The following is a 19173-nucleotide window of genomic DNA, read 5'->3' on the forward strand; positions in this document are numbered from 1 at the left end:
CAGATAGTGAAGCCTCAAAGACGCACAAGCCAGCACTAAGGCTGGCTTGTGGGATTCGAACGAGAGGAACGAATCAGGCCGCTTGCGGAGCTTCGGCCGGCTTGACCGCTTCTTCGTAGGATACCTGCTTATCGGTCACAGTGGCCTTTTGCAGGACAGTATCTACGACTTGTTCTTCCAGTACAACAGAACGGACTTCGTTCAGCTGGGGCTCGTTCTTGAAGTACCAGGCGACAACCTGCTCGGGCTCCTGGTAGGCCGAGGCCATTTCCTCGATCATTTCGCGAACGCGACCTTCGTCGGCCTTCAGCTCATGCTGCTTGACCACTTCGGCGACGATCAGGCCCAGCACCACACGGCGCTTGGCCTGCTCTTCGAACAGCTCGGCCGGCAGTTGGTCAGGCTTGATGTTGCCACCGAACTGCTGGACGGCCTGCACGCGCAGACGGTTCACTTCGTTGCCGATCAGGGCCTTGGGCACTTCGATCGGGTTGGCCTGCAGCAGACCTTCCATGACCTGGTTCTTGACCTTGGACTTGATCGCCTGGCGCAGCTCGCGCTCCATGTTCTTCTGCACTTCGGCGCGGAAGCCATCGAGACCGGTTTCCTTCACGCCGAACAGAGCGAAGAACTCTTCGTTCAGTTCCGGCAGCTTGGGCTCGGCTACGCTATTGACGGTAACGGTGAACTCGGCAGCCTTGTTGGCCAGGTCCAGGTTCTGGTAGTCCTCGGGGAAGGTCAGGTTGAGCACACGCTCTTCACCGGCCTTCGCCCCCACCAGCCCTTCTTCGAAGCCGGCGATCATGCGACCGGAGCCCAGTACCAGCAGGGTGCCTTTGGCGGAACCGCCGGCGAAGGCTTCGCCGTCGATCTTGCCGACGAAGTCGATGTTCAACTGGTCATCGTTCTGAGCGGCACGCTCGACCACTTCGAAACGGGTGTTCTGCTTGCGCAGGACGTCGAGCATATTGTCGACATCAGCATCGGAAACTTCGGCCTGCAGGCGCTCGACCTTGATGTCTTCCAGGCCGGAAACGGTAAATTCCGGGAAGACTTCGAAGGTTGCGATGTATTCCAGGTCCTTGCCTTTCTCGAAGGACTTGGGCTCTACCGACGGCGAACCGGCCGGATTCAGCTTCTGCTCGACCACGGCTTCGTAGAAGGTTTCCTGGATCAGATCGCCCATGGCTTCCTGGCGCGCGGAAGCTTCGTAGCGCTGACGAATGACACTCATCGGCACCTTGCCGGGGCGGAAACCTGGAATCTTGGCACGACGGGCGGTCTGCTGCAGACGCTTGTTGACTTCGGTCTCGATACGCTCGGCAGGCACACCAACGGTCATGCGGCGCTCAAGAGCGGAAGTGCTTTCAACAGAAACTTGCATGGATATTCCTCGTTGCACAGACGTAAGCCGGTCCTTCCGGCTCCCAGAATCAAGGGCATGCATTCTAGTAGAGGGAAAAGCAGAAGTCACCCCGCCAGGGTGCAGGCGGATCCCCGGGGTGTTTCCGGCCGCTTCCGCCGATCGCAGCCCGATCTCGAACGAGTCGCTGGAGCTTCGCCGGAAGCGGGCGCATATAATGCCAGCCGATTCCGCTCCGACCGATGAAACCCTATGGACTGCCCTACCCTCAGCAAGGTATTGCTCGTCGAAGACGACCAGAAGCTCGCCCGCCTGATCGCCAGTTTCCTTTCCCAGCATGGTTTCGAAGTGCGCCAGGTGCATCGCGGTGATGCCGCGTTCGCCGCCTTCCTCGACTTCAAGCCGCAAGTGGTGGTTCTCGACCTCATGCTCCCCGGACAGAATGGTCTGCAGGTGTGCCGGGAGATCCGCCGGGTCGCGAACCTGCCGATCCTCATACTCACCGCCCAGGAGGACGATCTCGATCACATCCTCGGCCTGGAGTCCGGCGCCGACGACTACGTGATCAAGCCGATCGAGCCACCGGTGCTGCTCGCCCGCCTGCGCGCCCTGATGCGCCGGCACGCGCCCCTTCCCGCCTCCCCGGAAAGCCTGACATTCGGCAAGCTGAACATCGACCGACGGCGGCGCGAAGCGGAACTCGAAGGCCTCGGCATCGAACTGACCACGATGGAGTTCGAGCTGCTCTGGCTGCTGGCCAGCCAGGCAGGGGAAATACTTTCCCGCGACGAGATCCTCAACCAGATCCGCGGCATCGGTTTCGACGGCCTGAACCGCAGCGTCGACGTCTGCATCAGCAAGCTGCGCAATAAACTGAAGGACAATCCGCGCGAGCCGGTCCGGATCAAGACCGTCTGGGGCAAGGGCTACCTGTTCAACCCGCTGGGCTGGGAGCTCTGAATGCTGCGCCTGTTCCTGCGCCTCTACCTGCTGCTGGCCCTGGGGTTCGCCGCCGCTATCTTCGTGGTCGACCATGTCATCGACGCGTTCTACGACAGCATCGTCGAGAACTATCACCGCGACGCCGTTCGCGGCCAGGCCTATTCGCTGGTGGAAAAGCTGGCCCCGCTGGACCAGGCCGGACGCCAGCGACAGCTCGAAGACTGGCGTCCCCACTACGGGCTCGAGCTGAGCCTGACGGATGCCAGGCAGGCGAAGCTGACGCAGGAAGAGCAGGCCCTCCTCGACAAGAACCTGCTGGTGGTACGCGAGGACTTCACGGAATTCATCAGCCGCATCGACGCGGGCCCGCAACTGCTCGACATCAAGCTGCCGCCGGAACCCTCGCTGCCCCCACTATTCACCGTGCTGGCCTACATCCTGCTCGGCGTGCTGGTCGGCATCGCCCTGCTGGTATGGGTCCGCCCGCACTGGCGCGACCTCGAGACCCTGCGCCTGGCCGCGCAACGCTTCGGCGACGGTGACCTGTCATCGCGCACGCGCATTTTCCGACGCTCCGACATCCGCACCCTGGCCCAGCACTTCAACCAGATGGCCGACCGCATCGAAAGCCTGATCAGCAACCAGCGTGAACTGACCAACGCGGTATCCCACGAATTGCGCACGCCGATCTCCCGCCTGTCCTTCGAACTCGAGCAATTGAACAAGCAGGTCGACGCCGAAGTACGCCACGACCTGATAGAGGACATGCGCGCCGATCTCGGCGAACTGGAGGAAATGGTCTCCGAACTGCTGACCTACGCCCGCCTGGAGCACGGCAACGTCGGGAGCCACCGGGAAATCGTCGACGCCGCGAGCTGGCTGGATAGCGTCGTCGCCGACGTCGCCCTGGAAGCCGAAGCCGCCGGAGTCACCTGCGAGATCAGCGCCTGCCAGGTCGAACAGATCCGCATCGAGCCTCGCTTCATGGCGCGCGCAGTGATCAACCTGCTGCGCAACGCCATTCGCCACGCACACTCGCGCGTCGAAATCGCCCTCCTCGATCAAGGCGACAGCTGTCAGATACGGGTCAACGACGACGGCCCCGGGATACCGGCGGACGCCCGGCAGAAGATCTTCGAACCCTTTTCGCGCCTGGACGACAGCCGCGATCGCAGCACCGGCGGCTTCGGCCTGGGCCTGGCGATCGTCCGCCGGGTCGCGCAATGGCACGGCGGCTATGCGGAAGCGCTGGAAACGCCGCAGGGAGGCGCCTCCTTCCGCCTGACCTGGGAGCGACCCCGTTGACAGCGGAGGCTTAACAATCTTTCACAGATTGCTGACAAAGCCGTAAGGACTGCCAGCCAGGCCCGCCCTAGCATGGGACACCTCGCCTTTCCGCCAGGTGTTCCATGTTTCGTGCAATGCATCTTTCCCTTCTCGGCTGCCTGCTCGGCACCAGCGGCTGCCACGGACTGCCGCCCGCCCCGCCAGCGCCGAGCGCCGCCGTGGGCAACTACGGCGAGGTCATCGACTATCTGCAACGCCACATCCGCCGGGAAATGGAAAGGCAGGACGTGCCCGGCCTGGCCCTGGCATTGGTCGACGACCAGCAACTGGTCTGGGCCCGCGGTTTCGGCTATGCCGACCGACAGCACAGGATCAACGCCAGCGAGCACACCGCATTCCACGCCGGCGACCTGTCCAAGCTACTGATCGCCAGCGCGACCCTGCAACTGGCCGAACGGGGCCAACTCTCTCTCGACGCTCCGCTCCAGGACACCTTGCGCGAGTTCTACGTACGCTCACGCTTCCATGCCGACCAGAGCGAGGCGGATCGCGCGATCACTTTCCGCCGGCTGCTCAGCCATCAGTCCGGCCTTCCTGGCGAACACCTGCCGCCCCTGTTCGGCGAACGCCCGAACTCACTCGGCCAACTGCCGGCGAAAGTATCCGGTGTCTGGCTGAGCAATCCGCCGGGAACCCAGGTCGCCCATTCCAACCTTGGCTACGAACTGGTCGGCGCGGCCATCGAGCGCAACACCGGAAAGCACTTCGAGCAGCACATGCGCGAGCACCTGCTGGACCCTTTGCAGATGACTCGCTCCAGCTTCGCCAGGAACGCCCTGCCCCAGGCGCAACGCGCCCACGGCTACAGCGGCGGCGGTCGCCCCGGCTCCGCCAGCGACCTCCCGGTCAACGATCTGTGGAGCAGCCCGGTCGACCTCAGCCGCTTCGTCCGCATGCTGTTCGCCAACGGGCGCCACAAGGAGCGCCAGCTTCTCAGGAAACACTCCGTCGAGGAGATGTTCCGCCAGCAGAACGCCGGCAATGCCCTGGACTTCGACTGCCAGGTGGGCCTGGCCTGGTTCCTCAGCCCGTGCGGCTCCGCGCCGCTGGAAGGGGGCATCCGTCACTATGAGTACGCCAGCGCCACCCCAGGATTCAGCGCCCACCTGGTTCTGCTGCCGGAACAGCGCCTCGCCGCCATTGTCATGAGCAACGCCGATGACCGCGGTTCGCTCACCGCCTCCCTGGCCCGGCAAGCGGCGTCGCTCATGCTGCAGGTCAGGCAGGGCGCTCGTCGCCCCGCCGTACAGCCCACCCCCGCGCGCGCCCCCGCACTGAAGGTGCCGAGCCCGGAGGACCGGCGACAGCTATACGGTCGTTACGCAACCCGCCAAGGCCAGGTTCGCCTGTACGAGCGCAGGGGTCGCCTGTACGCGGATTTCGGCGAACAACGCGTGGAATTGTTGCGCGACACCTCGGGCTGGCTGCAGATGAGAAAAAGACTGCTGGGGTTCTGGCCTGTCGGCGTGGACAGCGCCGGACAGTTGCAACTGGACGTGGTCAGCTACGGCCAACGCCGAATCCTGGTGTCCCGCCGCCACGACCAGACCGCCTACCTCGGCGAGCGCATCGAGCCGACATCCCTGCCCCAGGCCTGGACCGAAGCCGTCGGCACCTACCGCGTCGCCAGCACGGGCCGGCACAGCTACCTGAACGGCCTGAGCATCAGGATCGAAGACGGCTTCCTGCTGGTGCGCGGGCAAGCCGGAGGAACCCGCTCCGGCGAGTTCATCCTGCAACCCATCGACAGCGCACACGCCGTCCTGGCCGGCAGCGGCCAGGGCCTGGGAGACACCTTCAGTCGCGACTTCGACGGTCTGAACGCGCTCGGCTACCGCTTCGCCCAGCAAGGCACCAAGGCACGTCCCTGGCTGCAACGGAAGGAGTCCCCATGAGAAGCCCCTCCCTGTGCCTCGCCGGCACGCTCGCCAGCCTCTGCTCCGCCGCTGTCGCCGAAGAGTGGCATGACAGCATCGGCCCGAGCGCCCTGGTGGAATACCGTTTCTGAAACGCACCGAGAGAGAATACGAACATGTTCACCGCCTTCGCCTTCCGCGGCCGCCAACCTTATACCGTTCGCCGGAACACAGCCCAGGGCGCGACCTTGCGCCCGAAACTGGCGAACCGGCCGGATGCGCCGGTTTCAGCCGGGAAGTCCTGAACTGCGGAGCGTCTACGGCCTCATTGGCAACGGATCACGCCGCTGGCGATTTCGTCGTCGATGGAGCGCAGCGCATCGGCATCCTGGTGCATCTGCTCGATCACCTCGAGCAGGCGCTGCGCCAGCTTCGGATCGTTCGCCCGCTCGACGGCGCGCATGACCTCGACCGCAGCCGATTCATGATTGTTCGCCATCTGCTTGAGAGCCTTGCGCAAGCGCTGCTCGGTCCATTTCATCGACATGTCGCTTCACCCAGACTGCATATACGGACCCGCCAGGAACGACAGGCTCGCTTAAGAGCGCCGGACCCGGAACAAGTTCAACCTGCCGTCGCGCCCATGAGGGCGGATTGGGTACCGGAAAGGCAAGCGGAGAAGAGATCGTGAAGCGCAAACGAAAACGCCAGGCACAAGGCCTGGCGCTTCTAAATATGGGGTGGACGATGGGAATCGAACCCACGACACCAGGAGCCACAATCCTGTGCTCTACCAACTGAGCTACGCCCACCATATCGTGAATCGTGCCGGACGTTCCGGCTTCAACCGCAGCGGCCGGACAAGCCGAGCCTGAAGGTGGTGCGGACGGAGAGACTCGAACTCTCACGCCTTGCGGCGCTGGAACCTAAATCCAGTGTGTCTACCAATTCCACCACGTCCGCGGGACACTGCTTGGAAATGAAAACGCCAGGCCCCGGGCCTGGCGCTTCGGAATATGGGGTGGACGATGGGAATCGAACCCACGACACCAGGAGCCACAATCCTGTGCTCTACCAACTGAGCTACGCCCACCATATTACGACTTGCGGTAAAACATCGCCTGCTTCTTGCCGATTCGCCGAATGGCGCACCCGGCAGGACTCGAACCTGCGACCATCCGCTTAGAAGGCGGATGCTCTATCCAGCTGAGCTACGGGCGCTTTATTCATCTGCATTCAATGCTGAGCGCAAACTTTAAGCTCTGGCAATCACAAAGTCAGCAACCGACTTGCTTTACCTCTTACCCTGCGTCCGGCTGTGCTCGGCAAGCGGGGCGCATGTTATACAGGGGGCGAAAGGCCGTCAACGGGTTTTTTAAAAAAATTCAGCTATATAAAGGAGTTACGGCAAATCCGCGGGTCGCCTCCTTTGCCCCGGGCGGCGTCCATGCGAAAATGCGCGTCCTTTTTCCACCCGATTCGATGGTTACCCTTCCGACATGACCGCACAACTGATCGACGGCAAAGCGATCGCCGCCAACCTTCGCCAGCAGATAGCCCAACGCGTGACCGAGCGCCGCCAGCAAGGCCTGCGCGTTCCCGGCCTGGCGGTGATCCTGGTCGGCACCGATCCGGCCTCTCAGGTCTATGTGGCGCACAAGCGCAAGGACTGCGAGGAAGTCGGCTTTCTCTCCCAGGCCTACGATCTTCCCGCCGAAACCAGCCAGGACGACCTGCTGGCCCTGATCGACCGCCTGAACGACGATCCCGCCATCGACGGCATCCTGGTCCAGCTACCCCTGCCCGCCCACCTGGACGCCTCCCTGCTGCTGGAGCGCATCCACCCGGACAAGGACGTGGACGGTTTCCATCCCTACAACATCGGCCGCCTGGCCCAGCGCATGCCCCTCCTGCGCCCCTGCACCCCGAAAGGCATCATGACCCTGCTCGCCAGCACCGGCGCCGACCTGTACGGCATGGATGCGGTCGTGGTCGGCGCCTCGAACATCGTCGGCCGCCCCATGGCTCTGGAGTTGCTGCTGGGTGGCTGCACCGTCACCGTGACCCACCGCTTCACCCGCGACCTGGCCGACCATGTGTCGCGTGCCGACCTGGTGGTGGTCGCTGCCGGCAAGCCGGGACTGGTCAAGGGCGAGTGGATCAAGGAAGGCGCCATCGTCATCGACGTCGGCATCAACCGCCAGGCCGACGGCCGACTGGTCGGCGACGTGGAATACGAAGTGGCAGCGCAACGCGCCAGCTGGATCACCCCGGTGCCGGGCGGCGTCGGGCCGATGACCCGCGCCTGCCTGCTGGAAAATACCCTGCACGCCGCCGAACACCTGCACGACTGAGGTCGCCGGTAATGAAAAGCCCCGCGTTCGCGGGGCTTTTCATTTATCGCTGCGGGTTCAGTCGGCCAGGCGCCAGGTAGTGCCGCCCTTGCCATCCTCCAGCACGACGCCCATGGCGGTGAGCCGATCGCGAATCCGGTCGGACTCCGCCCAGTTCTTCGCCGCCCGCGCCTCCAGGCGCGCCTGGATCAGCGCCTCGACCTCGGCCGCATCGACCTTGCCCTCGGCGCCCGCCTGCAGGAAGGCTTCCGGCTCCAGTTGCAGCACCCCCAGCAGGCCAGCCAACTGCTTCAGGCGCGCGGCCAGCGCGGCCGCCGCCGACAGGTCGCTTTCGCGCAGACGATTGACCTCCCGCGCCAGCTCGAACAGCACCGAGCAGGCACCCGCGGTATTGAAGTCGTCGTCCATCGCCGCGGCGAAGCGCTCGACATACTCCGCCGCTTCCGCCGGCGCCGCCTCGGGCAGCCCCTTGAGCGCGTTGTAGAAACGGTCCAGGGCCGCCTTGGCCTCGCGCAGGTTCTCCTCCGAGTAGTTGATCGGACTGCGGTAATGGCTGGCGATCAGCAGGTAACGCACCACTTCGGGGTGATATTTCTCCAGCACTTCGCGGATGGTGAAGAAATTGCCCAGCGACTTGGACATCTTCTCGCCGTTGATGGTGATCATCCCGCAGTGCAGCCAGGACTTGGCGTAGGGCTTGCCGGTCGCGGCCTCGCTCTGGGCGATCTCGTTCTCGTGGTGAGGGAACTCCAGGTCGTTGCCACCGCCATGGATGTCGAAGGAATCGCCCAGGCAGCAGGTGGACATCACCGAGCATTCGATGTGCCAGCCCGGGCGCCCCTCGCCCCAGGGCGACGACCAGCTCGGCTCGCCCGGCTTGGCGCCCTTCCAGAGCACGAAATCGAGCGGATCCTCCTTCGCTTCGCCCGGCTCGATCCGCGCACCGATGCGCAGGTCCTCGACCCGCCGCCGCGACAACTTGCCGTAGCCAGCGAACTTGCCGACCCGGTAGTACACGTCACCGTTGCCCGGCGCGTAGGCATAGCCCTTGTCGATCAGGGTCTGGATCATCGCGTGCATGCCGGCGATGTGATCGGTGGCGCGCGGCTCCTGGTCCGGCTTGAGGATGTTCAGCCGGGCCTCGTCCTCGTGCATCGCCGCGATCATGCGCTCGGTCAGCACATCGAACGGCTCGCCGTTCTCGTTGGCGCGATTGATGATCTTGTCATCGATATCGGTGATGTTGCGCACGTACGTCAGGTCGTAGCCACGGTGGCGCAACCAGCGGGTGATCACGTCGAACGCCACCATGCTGCGGCCGTGGCCCAGATGGCAGTAGTCGTACACGGTCATGCCACACACGTACATGCGCACCTGGTTGCCGACCAGCGGCGTGAAGACTTCTTTGGTCTTGCTCAGCGTGTTGTAGATCTGCAGCACGGTCTTTCCTCAGCCCTGTCCCCAGGAGTCACGCAGGGTGACGGTACGGTTGAACACCGGCTTGCCCGGCCTGGAGTCCTTCAGGTCGGCGACGAAATAGCCTTCGCGCTCGAACTGGAAGCGATCCTCCGGGTTCGCCTGGCCCAGCGACGGCTCGGCGCGACAGCCGGTCAGTACCTGCAGGGAGTCGGCGTTGATGTTGTCGAGGAAGCTGCCGCCCTCTTCCGCCTTCTCCGGATTGGCCGAGCGGAACAGCCGATCGTACAGGCGCACTTCGCACTCGACGCTGCCCTCGGCCGGCACCCAGTGGATCACGCCCTTGACCTTGCGGCCTTCCGGGTTCTTGCCCAGGGTGTCCGGATCGTAGCTGCAGCGCAGTTCGACGATATTGCCGTCGGCATCCTTGATCGCTTCGTCGGCACGGATCACGTAGCTGCCGCGCAGACGCACCTCGCCACCGGGGATCAGGCGCTTGTAGCCGGCCGGCGGGACTTCCTCGAAGTCACCGGCATCGATGAACAGCTCGCGACCGAACGGCAGTACGCGCACTCCCATGTCTTCCTTCGGATGACGCGGCAACTCGAGGTTCTCCACCTGCCCTTCGGGGTAGTTGGTGATCACCACCTTGAGCGGTTTCAGCACGCACATGGCACGCGGCGCGGTGGCGTCCAGGTGGTCGCGGATGCTGAACTCGAGCATGCCGATGTCGACCACGCCGCTGGCACGGTTCACCCCGATCATCTCGCAGAAGTTGCGGATCGACTCCGGGGTGTAGCCGCGGCGGCGATAGCCGGACAGGGTCGACATGCGCGGATCGTCCCAGCCGCTGACATGGCCTTCGTCGACCAGTTGCTTGAGCTTGCGCTTGCTGGTCACGGTGTAGTTCAGGTTGAGCCGGGAGAATTCGTACTGGCGCGGTTGCGCAGGTACCGGCAGGTTGGCCAGGAACCACTCGTAGAGCGGACGATGGTCTTCGAATTCCAGGGTGCAGATCGAATGGGTGATGCCCTCGATGGCGTCCGACTGACCGTGGGTGAAGTCGTAGCTCGGGTAGATGCACCACTTGTCGCCGGTCTGGTGGTGATGCGCATGGCGGATGCGGTACAGGATCGGATCGCGCAGGTTCATGTTCGGCGAACCCATGTCGATCTTCGCCCGCAGCGAACGGGCGCCGTCGGGGAACTCACCGGCCTTCATGCGGGCGAACAGGTCGAGGTTCTCCTCCACCGAACGGTCACGGTAAGGGCTGTTGCGGCCCGGCTCGGTGAGGGTGCCGCGGTATTCGCGCATTTCCTCGGGACCGAGGTCGCAGACGAACGCCTTGCCGGCCTTGATCAGCTCGATGGCCCAGGCATGCAACTGGTCGAAATAGTTGGAGGCATAGCAGACCTCGCCGGACCACTGGAAGCCCAGCCACTTGATGTCGGCCTCGATGGCATCGATGTACTCCTGGTCTTCCTTGGCCGGGTTGGTGTCATCGAAGCGCAGATGGCAATCGCCAGCGAATTCCTGGGCCAGGCCGAAGTTCAGGCAGATCGACTTGGCGTGGCCGATGTGCAGGTAACCGTTGGGCTCCGGGGGGAAACGGGTGACGATCTTCGCGTGCTTGCCGGCATCCAGGTCGGCTTGAACGATCTGGCGCAGGAAGTTCGGGGCGGCGGTGGTCTCTGGCTTGCTCATGGGATCCTTGGTCATGCTCTCGCCCGACCAGGGTAGGCCGGGCAAATCAAAGCGCTTATCATAGCCGAAGCTGTCAACCCCCTGACAGGCCTTCGATTTTCACGACAAAGCGGATTACCCACATGATCAAGCTGCATACCAACCATGGCGTCATCACCCTGAAGCTCGATGAAGAGAAAGCCCCGGAAACCGCGGCGAACTTCAAGGAGTACGTGAAAAGCGGCCACTACGACAACACCGTCTTCCACCGCGTGATCAACAACTTCATGATCCAGGGCGGCGGTTTCGAGCCGGGCATGAAGCAGAAGCCCACTCGCGCACCGATCAAGAACGAAGCCAACAACGGCCTGACCAACAAGGTCGGCAGCATCGCCATGGCTCGTACCATGGACCCGCATTCGGCCAGCGCGCAGTTCTTCATCAACGTCGCCGACAACGATTTCCTCAACCATACCGCCCCCACCACCCAGGGCTGGGGCTATGCCGTCTTCGGCGAAGTGGTCGAGGGCATGGACGTGGTCAACAAGATCAAGGGCGTGGCCACCACCATGCGCAGCGGCCACCAGGACGTGCCGGCCGAGGACGTGATCATCGAGAAGGCCGAAATCGTCGAAGAATGAAGCGATGAGCGTCCTGTTCATCTCGGACCTGCATCTCGAAGCGGAACGCCCGGACATCACCCGGGCGTTTCTGTCTTTCCTCGATGAGCGCGCCCGCCGGGCCGAGGCCCTGTACATCCTCGGCGACTTCTTCGAAGCCTGGATCGGCGACGACGGCATGGACGCCTTCCAGCGCTCCATCGCCCAGTCCCTGCGCCAGGTGGCCGACGGCGGTACGCGCATCTACCTGATGCACGGCAATCGCGACTTCCTCATTGGCAAGGCGTTCTGCCGCGAGGCCGGATGCACGCTGCTGCCCGACCCGAGCGTGATCGACCTGTACGGCGAGCCGGTATTGCTGATGCACGGGGACAGCCTGTGCACCCGAGACGAGGCCTACATGCGCCTGCGCCGCTGGCTGCGCAACCCGCTCACGCTCTGGGTACTGCGCCACCTGCCACTGGCCACCCGGCACAAGCTGGCACGCAAGCTGCGCAAGGAAAGCCGCGCGCAGACCCGCATGAAAGCCGTCGACATCATCGATGTCACGCCCGAAGAAGTGCCCCGGGTCATGCGCGGGCATGGCGTGCGTACCCTGATCCACGGCCACACTCATCGGCCGGCCGAACACCCGCTGGACATCGACGGCCAGCCCGCCCGGCGCATCGTGCTCGGCGACTGGGACCGCCAGGGCTGGGCCCTGGAGATCGACGCCAACGGCCATCGCCAGGCGCCCTTCCCGCTCTGACCCACCCCAGGCCCGCCATGCGGGCCTTTCAGCGAAGCATTATGCGATTCGCATTTTTTCCGCTGTCCATCTTGACGTCGCGGGCCACCTTTCAGCAGGATCGCGCTCCCCCACCCCGCATCAAGGAATGATCGTGATCATCTCGAAGGGAAACCTGATCAAGTTCGTCGCCGCCCCCCTCGGCATGCTCGCCCTCGGCTTCGGCCTGTTCAACGGCGTGTTCTTCTATAACGAAGCCGGCTTCATGACCCACGTAAGGACCATCTTCGGCGACGAGAAGATCGTCGATGACGTCGGCTACGCGACCAAGTGGTTCGGTCGCGCCACCACCTGGAAGAAGGCCATCAGCGTGCAGTCCGTGCTGGTCATGGACGATAACGACACCAATCCGGACAACGACGGCCTCGGCGCCACCATCGAGGCTTTCCCGATCGTGTTCCTCGGCAACGTCGACGCCAAGGTCGAATCTTCCGCGCGCTTTCGCCTGCCCGGCGGCGAGCCGTTCCTGAAGATGGCCCAGGAATACCGCAACCCGGACAATTTCATCCGCACCGCACTGGTGCCGGCGATCAAGGAAACCCTCCAGGCCACCGCTTCGCTGATGAGCGCCGACGACTACTACGCCGGAGCCCGCAGCGAATTCGCCGCCGAGTTCGAGAACCAGCTCAACGACGGCCTGTACCTGATCAAGCGCAAGGAAGTCCGCGGGCCGCGCGGCGCCATTCCGCACCAGACCGCGATCCTCCAGGCCGGCACCGAGCAGGGAGCGTTCGGCGACAACAACGCCAGCCAGTTCGTCACCGAGAAGGTCACCGATGCCAAGGGCATCCCGGTACGCAAGCAACAGCAGTTCCGCAAGTTCGGCGTCGAGGTGGTGGAAGCGCGGATCACCAACGTCGATCCCAACCCGCAGTACAAGCAGCGCATGGTCAAGGTCCAGCAGGCGCTCGCCGAGCTGGCGGTGGCGCGGCAGAACCGCCTGAAGGAAGAAGAGGAAAAGCTGCTGGTCACCGCCCGCGGCGAGAAGGAAGTCGAGGCCAAGCGCCAGGAAACCCTGCGCGACCAGATCGAACGCACCACCCAGGCGGAAACCGACAAGCAATTGGCGGTGATCAACGCCGAGCGCGAGAAGCAGCGCGCCGAGATCGAGAAGCAGACCGCCGAACTGCTGCGCGACAAGGCCACGGTGACCGCCCAGGCCACCAAGATCACCGCCGACGCCGAGGCTTACGCCCGCGAAGCGGTGATCAAGGCGGACGGCGCGTTGCAGCCGAAGCTCGACGCGCTGATCGCGATCAACAAGGTCTGGGCCGAAGCCGCCGCCCAGGCCCCCGTCCCCAGCGTAATGATGGGTGCCGGCGCCAACGGCGCGGCGAGCCGCCAGGACGAGATCGGCCAGCTGATGGGCGTTCTGGCGACCAAGGCCGCCCGCGACCTGGCCCTCGACCTCAAGGTCAAGGACTGATCCAGGCAGCAAAAAAAGCGCCCCGCGGGGCGCTTTCTTGTTTCCGGCTCAGGCCACCAGGTCCACCGGGAGGCCGCTATGGAAGCGGAATTCGTTGTCCGGACTGCTGATCAGCTCGGCCTCCTTGGCCCGCACCACCTCGATCGTCCGCTCCACGTCGGCCTCGTCGCCGTACTGGTAGGCCAGCTTCAGGTAGTCCTGGAAATGCCGCGACTCGGACTTCAGCAAACCGCCGTAGAATTTCGCCAGCTCCGCGTCCAGGTGCGGCACCAGGGCGGCGAAGCGCTCGCAGGAACGCGCCTCGATGAAGGCGCCGACCACCAGCGTATCGGTCAGCCGCTGCGGCTCCTGCTTGCGCACCAGGTCGCGCAGCGCCGAGGCGTAGCGGGAGGCGCTGACATTGACCACCGGGATACCGCGTTTCTTCAGGATCGCCAGCACCTGCTCGAAGTGGCGCAGCTCCTCGCGCGCCAGGCGGCTCATCTTGTTCACCAGGTCCAGGCGGCCGGAGTACTTGCCGATCAGTTGCATCGCCGTCGCCGCGGCCTTCATCTCGCAGGCCTTGTGGTCCAGCAGCATGACGTCCTGGCGCTCCAGGGCCGCCTCGACCCAGGCGGCGGGAGTGGAACAGGCAAGGAATTGGTCGATCTCGGGCAACATGGTGCAGGTCACTCATTCTGGAAAGGGCCTGCCATGACGCTGGTCGGGGCAGGAAAGGCGGAGCATTATACGGAAGCTGCGGCGGTCGGGCAGGCCGACCCGTTTGATATGCATCAAGAGCAGCGGCTGGATTGCGTCTAGAGTTGTTTCAGCGATAACCACAAGCACTCAGGGAGACGATCATGCAAGCCATTCGCAGCATCCTCGTGGTGATTGAACCGGACCAGCTGGAAGGTCTCGCCCTGAAACGGGCACAACTGATCGCCGGCGTGACCCAGTCGCACCTGCACCTGCTGGTCTGCGAGAAGCGCCGCGACCACAGCGCCGCTCTCAACGACCTGGCCCAGGAGCTGCGCGAGGAAGGCTACAGCGTCTCGACCAACCAGGCCTGGAAGGACTCCCTGCACCAGACCATCATCGCCGAGCAACAGGCCGAAGGCTGCGGGCTGATCATCAAGCAGCACTTTCCCGACAACCCGCTGAAAAAGGCCATCCTCACCCCGGACGACTGGAAGCTGCTGCGCTTCGCGCCCTGTCCGGTACTGATGACCAAGACCGCCCGGCCCTGGACGGGCGGAAAGATCCTCGCCGCGGTCGACGTCGGCAACAACGACGGCGAGCACCGCTCCCTGCACGCCGGGATCATCAGCCATGCCTACGACATCGCCGGCCTGGCCAAGGCCACGCTGCACGTGATCAGCGCCCACCCCTCGCCGATGCTCTCCTCCGCCGACCCGACCTTCCAGCTCAGCGAAACCATCGAGGCCCGCTATCGCGAGGCCTGCCGCACCTTCCAGGCCGAGTACGGTTTCAGCGACGAACAATTGCACATCGAGGAAGGTCCGGCCGACGTGCTGATCCCGCGCACCGCGCAGAAGCTCGACGCGGTGGTCACCGTGATCGGCACCGTGGCGCGCACCGGGTTGTCCGGCGCGCTGATCGGCAATACCGCGGAAGTGGTGCTGGATACCCTGGAAAGCGACGTGCTGGTGTTGAAGCCGGACGACATCATCGCCCACCTGGAGGAGCTGGCCAGCAAGGAGTGACCGCTGGTCGGACGAAAACGCCGCCCAAGGGCGGCTTTTTCGCTGGAGACACCGCCTATCTGTCGATCGCCTGCAGGAACGAGGGCGCGATGTAGCGCTGGTAATGCGCTTCCGACAGCAGGAAGAATTCCCGGTCGATGGCATCGCGCAGGTCCGGCAGGCTCCAGTCGCGGAATTCCGGCAGCAGTGCCACGCCGTAGGCTTCGATCTGGTTGATCAGCCGGGAACCGCGGGCGATCAACTGGTAGGCCCAGCAATAGGGAGACTGCTCGGGGACGAAACGGATCTGCCGCTGCTCCAGTTGCAGGCGCAGGCGCGCGGCGTCGAAGACTTCCAGCTTGGCGGCCATCACCTGGGCCAGCAACTGCTCAAGGCGACTCCAGACAGCCCGCTTTTCCTCGGCGTCGTAGAGGTTCCAGTTGACCACCTCATGGTGGAAACGCTTGCAGCCACGGCATACCAGGTCGCCGTATACCGTGGAGCAAAGCCCTACGCAGGGGGTTTTGATTCTTTGCGAAGACATGGCCGGGACAACGAAAACAAAGCGGCATCTTAGCCCTTTGTCTAATCAAGTTCACCCCGTGGTTCCTAGGGTTTCCGACTTAACTTTGCGTCGAGTTTCCAGTAACATTGGCCCGCCTTTTTAGGCGCCAATGTCCGTTAGAAGCTGTTTTCAAAGCGTCACGAGCACAGTTTCCGGCAGGTACGCTGGCGACGGCGCCTCCCTCAAGCGTCTCGCCAGCCCCACCCCAGCCCGCCGGCGTAAAACTTTGAAAACAGCTTCTGTCTGGAACCTGCCGATGCCCTCGTAGGTTGGTGGATTACCGTCCACCTGGGCCTGACGAGCGGATCTGCGTCGGTTCCTGGATACGTGTCCCCCGGGACCACTGATGAGGGAAATACTGTGCTTGAAGCCTACCGCAAACACGTAGAAGAGCGTGCCGCCCAGGGTGTCGTGCCCCAACCGCTGAACGCCGAACAGACCGCAGGCCTGGTCGAGCTGCTGAAGAACCCGCCGGCCGGCGAAGAAGAATTCCTCCTTGACCTGATCACCAACCGCGTACCGCCGGGCGTCGACGAAGCCGCCTACGTCAAGGCCGGTTTCCTTTCCGCCATCGTCAAGGGCGAAGCCACCTCCCCCCTTATCGACAAGCAACGTGCCGCCGAGCTGCTGGGCACCATGCAGGGCGGCTACAACATCGCCACCTTGGTCGAGCTGCTGGACGACGCCGAACTGGCCAACACCGCCGCCGAACAGCTGAAGCACACCCTGCTGATGTTCGACGCCTTCCACGACGTCGCCGAGCGCGCCAAGAAGGGCAATGCCGCGGCCAAGTCCGTGCTGCAATCCTGGGCCGATGGCGAGTGGTTCAAGGCCAAGCCGGAAGTCCCGGAAAAGCTGACTCTCACCGTATTCAAGGTCCCCGGCGAAACCAACACCGACGACCTCTCCCCGGCCCCGACGCCTGGTCGCGCCCGGACATCCCGCTGCACGCCCTGGCCATGCTGAAGATGGCCCGCGACGGCATCGAGCCGGTCCAGCCGGGTTCGGTCGGTCCGCTGAAGCAGATCGAAGCGGTCAAGGCCAAGGGCTTCCCGGTCGCCTACGTCGGCGACGTGGTCGGCACCGGTTCCTCGCGCAAATCCGCCACCAACTCGGTGCTGTGGTTCTTCGGCGACGACATTCCGTTCGTGCCGAACAAGCGTGCCGGCGGCTTCTGCTTCGGCACCAAGATCGCACCGATCTTCTACAACACCATGGAAGATGCCGGCGCCCTGCCGATCGAGTTCGACTGCACCAACCTGGCCATGGGCGACGTCATCGACGTATACCCCTATGAAGGCAAGGTCGTTCGCCACGACAGCGGCGAAGTGGTCACCACCTTCGAGCTGAAGACCCCGGTCCTGCTCGACGAAGTCCGCGCCGGCGGCCGTATCCCGCTGATCGTCGGCCGTGGCCTGACCGAGAAGGCCCGCGCCGAGCTGGGCCTGGGCGCCTCCGACCTGTTCCGCAAGCCGGAAGCACCGGCCGATAGCGGCAAGGGCTTCACCCTGGCGCAGAAAATGGTCGGCCGCGCCTGCGGTCTGCCGGAAGGCCAGGGCGTGCGCCCGGGCACCTACTGCGAACCGAAGATGACCACCGTCGGTTCCCAGGACACCACCGGCCCGATGACCCGCGACGAACTGAAGGACCTCGCCTGCCTCGGCTTCTCCGCCGACCTGGTGATGCAGTCCTTCTGCCACACCGCGGCCTATCCGAAGCCGATCGACGTCAAGACCCACCACACCCTGCCCGACTTCATCATGACCCGTGGCGGCGTGTCGCTGCGTCCGGGCGACGGCATCATCCACAGCTGGCTGAACCGCATGCTGCTGCCCGATACCGTTGGTACCGGCGGCGACTCGCACACCCGCTTCCCGATCGGCATCTCGTTCCCGGCCGGCTCCGGCCTGGTGGCCTTCGCCGCCGCCACCGGCGTGATGCCGCTGGACATGCCGGAGTCGGTGCTGGTGCGCTTCAAGGGCAAGCTGCAACCGGGCATCACCCTGCGTGACCTGGTCCATGCGATCCCTTACTACGCGATCCAGCAGGGCCTGCTGACCGTCGAGAAGAAAGGCAAGAAGAACATCTTCTCCGGCCGCATCCTCGAGATCGAAGGCCTCAACGACCTGACCGTGGAGCAGGCCTTCGAGCTGTCCGACGCCTCGGCCGAGCGTTCCGCCGCCGGCTGCACCATCAAGCTGCCGGAACAGGCGATCGCCGAGTACCTGAAGTCCAACATCACCCTGCTGCGCTGGATGATCGGCGAAGGCTACGGCGACCCGCGCACCCTGGAGCGTCGCGCCCAGGCGATGGAAGCCTGGCTGGCCAAGCCGGAGCTGCTGAAAGCCGACAAGGACGCCGAGTACGCCGCGGTGATCGAGATCGACCTGGCCGACGTCAAGGAGCCGGTGCTCTGCGCGCCGAACGATCCGGACGACGCGCGTCTGCTGTCGAGCGTACAGGGCCGCAAGATCGATGAAGTGTTCATCGGCTCCTGCATGACCAACATCGGTCACTTCCGCGCCGCCGGCAAGCTGCTGGACAAGGTCAAGGGCGGTATCCCGACCCGTCTGTGGCTGGCTCCGCCGACCAAGATGGACGCCCACCAGCTGACCGAGGAAGGCTACTACGGCATCTACGGCAAGGCTGGCGCGCGCATGGAAATGCCGGGCTGCTCGCTGTGCATGGGCAACCAGGCTCGCGTCCAGACCGGTTCCACCGTGGTCTCCACTTCGACCCGTAACTTCCCGAACCGTCTGGGCGATGCCACCGATGTGTTCCTGGCATCGGCCGAGCTGGCGGCGGTCTCCTCGATCCTCGGCAAACTGCCGACCGTGGAGGAGTACATGGCCTACGCGAAGGACATCGACAGCATGGCTGCCGACGTCTACCGCTACCTCAGCTTCGACCAGATCGCCGAGTTCCGCGAAGCGGCTGCGAACGCCAAGATCCCGGTCGTCCAGGCCTGATCCAGCGACGCGTCGAACAAGCCCCGCCCCGTGCGGGGCTTTTTCTTGCCCGGCGAAAACCCCCGCGCCGCCTGGCATAGCGCTTGCTGTGGCAGCTATGGAAAAGCGCGCCGACGACGGCGCCGGCGCACTGGAAAACGGGACGGCCCGCGCCGCCCTC

Annotated in this window: 14 protein-coding genes, 4 tRNA genes and 1 pseudogene; 9 read left to right on the plus strand and 10 right to left on the minus strand. The window is 64.2% G+C overall.

From position 1 onward, the window contains the following. Positions 1-73 precede the first annotated feature (73 nt). The gene (tig, locus tag AT700_RS16150) at positions 74-1384 is read right to left on the minus strand and encodes a trigger factor (RefSeq protein WP_003087920.1); all 1311 of its coding nucleotides are present in this window, start codon (positions 1382-1384) and stop codon (positions 74-76) included. Between the two features lie 231 nt (positions 1385-1615). Here tig and parR point away from each other — a divergent pair, with 231 nt between their 5' ends. The 3 genes from parR to AT700_RS16165 all read left to right on the plus strand — a co-directional run bounded on the left by parR (position 1616) and on the right by AT700_RS16165 (position 5547). Next, complete coding sequence (gene parR / locus AT700_RS16155) at positions 1616-2323, plus strand: response regulator transcription factor ParR (protein WP_003098126.1); 708 nt, start codon at positions 1616-1618, stop codon at positions 2321-2323. Beyond that, positions 2324-3610 (plus strand): sensor histidine kinase ParS, encoded by a 1287-nt coding sequence (gene parS / locus AT700_RS16160; RefSeq protein WP_023118187.1) that lies wholly within the window; start codon positions 2324-2326, stop codon positions 3608-3610. It abuts the gene before it with no gap. Between the two features lie 104 nt (positions 3611-3714). Continuing rightward, the gene (locus AT700_RS16165; RefSeq protein WP_004342975.1) at positions 3715-5547 is read left to right on the plus strand and encodes a serine hydrolase domain-containing protein; all 1833 of its coding nucleotides are present in this window, start codon (positions 3715-3717) and stop codon (positions 5545-5547) included. Positions 5548-5833: 286 nt separating this feature from the next. Here AT700_RS16165 and AT700_RS16170 read toward each other — a convergent pair whose 3' ends face one another. The 5 genes from AT700_RS16170 to AT700_RS16190 all read right to left on the minus strand — a co-directional run bounded on the left by AT700_RS16170 (position 5834) and on the right by AT700_RS16190 (position 6729). Then, positions 5834-6055, minus strand: a complete 222-nt coding sequence (locus AT700_RS16170) for a hypothetical protein (RefSeq protein ID WP_003087901.1) — start codon at positions 6053-6055, stop codon at positions 5834-5836. 189 nt (positions 6056-6244) lie between these two features. Next, positions 6245-6320, minus strand: a tRNA-His gene (locus tag AT700_RS16175). 66 nt (positions 6321-6386) lie between these two features. Next, positions 6387-6471: transfer RNA gene (locus AT700_RS16180), tRNA-Leu, on the minus strand. A gap of 54 nt (positions 6472-6525) precedes the next feature. After that, positions 6526-6601, minus strand: a tRNA-His gene (locus tag AT700_RS16185). A gap of 51 nt (positions 6602-6652) precedes the next feature. After that, positions 6653-6729 (minus strand) — tRNA-Arg (locus AT700_RS16190). A gap of 278 nt (positions 6730-7007) precedes the next feature. On the opposite strand from AT700_RS16190, the gene folD reads away from it, so the two are divergent. Continuing rightward, positions 7008-7862 carry a bifunctional methylenetetrahydrofolate dehydrogenase/methenyltetrahydrofolate cyclohydrolase FolD gene (folD, locus tag AT700_RS16195; RefSeq protein ID WP_003087898.1) on the plus strand — a complete coding sequence of 285 codons (855 nt, stop codon included), beginning with the start codon at positions 7008-7010 and terminating at the stop codon, positions 7860-7862. Positions 7863-7919: 57 nt separating this feature from the next. Here the strand turns inward: folD and cysS are convergent, their stop codons facing one another. Both cysS and AT700_RS16205 read right to left on the minus strand, forming a co-directional pair. After that, the gene (gene cysS, locus AT700_RS16200) at positions 7920-9302 is read right to left on the minus strand and encodes a cysteine--tRNA ligase (protein WP_003120296.1); all 1383 of its coding nucleotides are present in this window, start codon (positions 9300-9302) and stop codon (positions 7920-7922) included. 9 nt (positions 9303-9311) lie between these two features. Continuing rightward, positions 9312-10982, minus strand: a complete 1671-nt coding sequence (locus AT700_RS16205; protein ID WP_003139945.1) for a glutamine--tRNA ligase/YqeY domain fusion protein — start codon at positions 10980-10982, stop codon at positions 9312-9314. Positions 10983-11104: 122 nt separating this feature from the next. On the opposite strand from AT700_RS16205, the gene AT700_RS16210 reads away from it, so the two are divergent. The 3 genes from AT700_RS16210 to AT700_RS16220 all read left to right on the plus strand — a co-directional run bounded on the left by AT700_RS16210 (position 11105) and on the right by AT700_RS16220 (position 13794). Next, positions 11105-11602 (plus strand): peptidylprolyl isomerase, encoded by a 498-nt coding sequence (locus tag AT700_RS16210; protein ID WP_003087890.1) that lies wholly within the window; start codon positions 11105-11107, stop codon positions 11600-11602. 4 nt (positions 11603-11606) lie between these two features. After that, complete coding sequence (gene lpxH / locus AT700_RS16215) at positions 11607-12329, plus strand: UDP-2,3-diacylglucosamine diphosphatase (RefSeq protein ID WP_003113585.1); 723 nt, start codon at positions 11607-11609, stop codon at positions 12327-12329. Positions 12330-12462: 133 nt separating this feature from the next. Next, positions 12463-13794 (plus strand): SPFH domain-containing protein, encoded by a 1332-nt coding sequence (locus AT700_RS16220; protein ID WP_003120298.1) that lies wholly within the window; start codon positions 12463-12465, stop codon positions 13792-13794. 48 nt (positions 13795-13842) lie between these two features. Here the strand turns inward: AT700_RS16220 and AT700_RS16225 are convergent, their stop codons facing one another. Then, positions 13843-14466: a tRNA isopentenyl-2-thiomethyl-A-37 hydroxylase MiaE gene (locus tag AT700_RS16225; RefSeq protein ID WP_004342965.1), complete on the minus strand. Its 624-nt coding sequence runs from the start codon at positions 14464-14466 to the stop codon at positions 13843-13845. Positions 14467-14636: 170 nt separating this feature from the next. Here AT700_RS16225 and AT700_RS16230 point away from each other — a divergent pair, with 170 nt between their 5' ends. Continuing rightward, positions 14637-15500, plus strand: coding sequence for a universal stress protein (locus AT700_RS16230; RefSeq protein ID WP_003087881.1), 864 nt, complete (start codon positions 14637-14639; stop codon positions 15498-15500). A 55-nt stretch (positions 15501-15555) separates the two neighbouring features. Here AT700_RS16230 and AT700_RS16235 read toward each other — a convergent pair whose 3' ends face one another. Beyond that, positions 15556-16023 carry a DUF1289 domain-containing protein gene (locus AT700_RS16235; RefSeq protein WP_003098041.1) on the minus strand — a complete coding sequence of 156 codons (468 nt, stop codon included), beginning with the start codon at positions 16021-16023 and terminating at the stop codon, positions 15556-15558. A 381-nt stretch (positions 16024-16404) separates the two neighbouring features. Between AT700_RS16235 and acnB the strand changes: the two are divergent. Continuing rightward, positions 16405-19013, plus strand: a pseudogene (gene acnB / locus AT700_RS16240) (bifunctional aconitate hydratase 2/2-methylisocitrate dehydratase). The last annotated feature ends 160 nt before the right edge of the window (positions 19014-19173 follow it).

It is taken from the genome of Pseudomonas aeruginosa (assembly GCF_001457615.1).
GTDB classification, from domain to species: domain Bacteria; phylum Pseudomonadota; class Gammaproteobacteria; order Pseudomonadales; family Pseudomonadaceae; genus Pseudomonas; species Pseudomonas aeruginosa.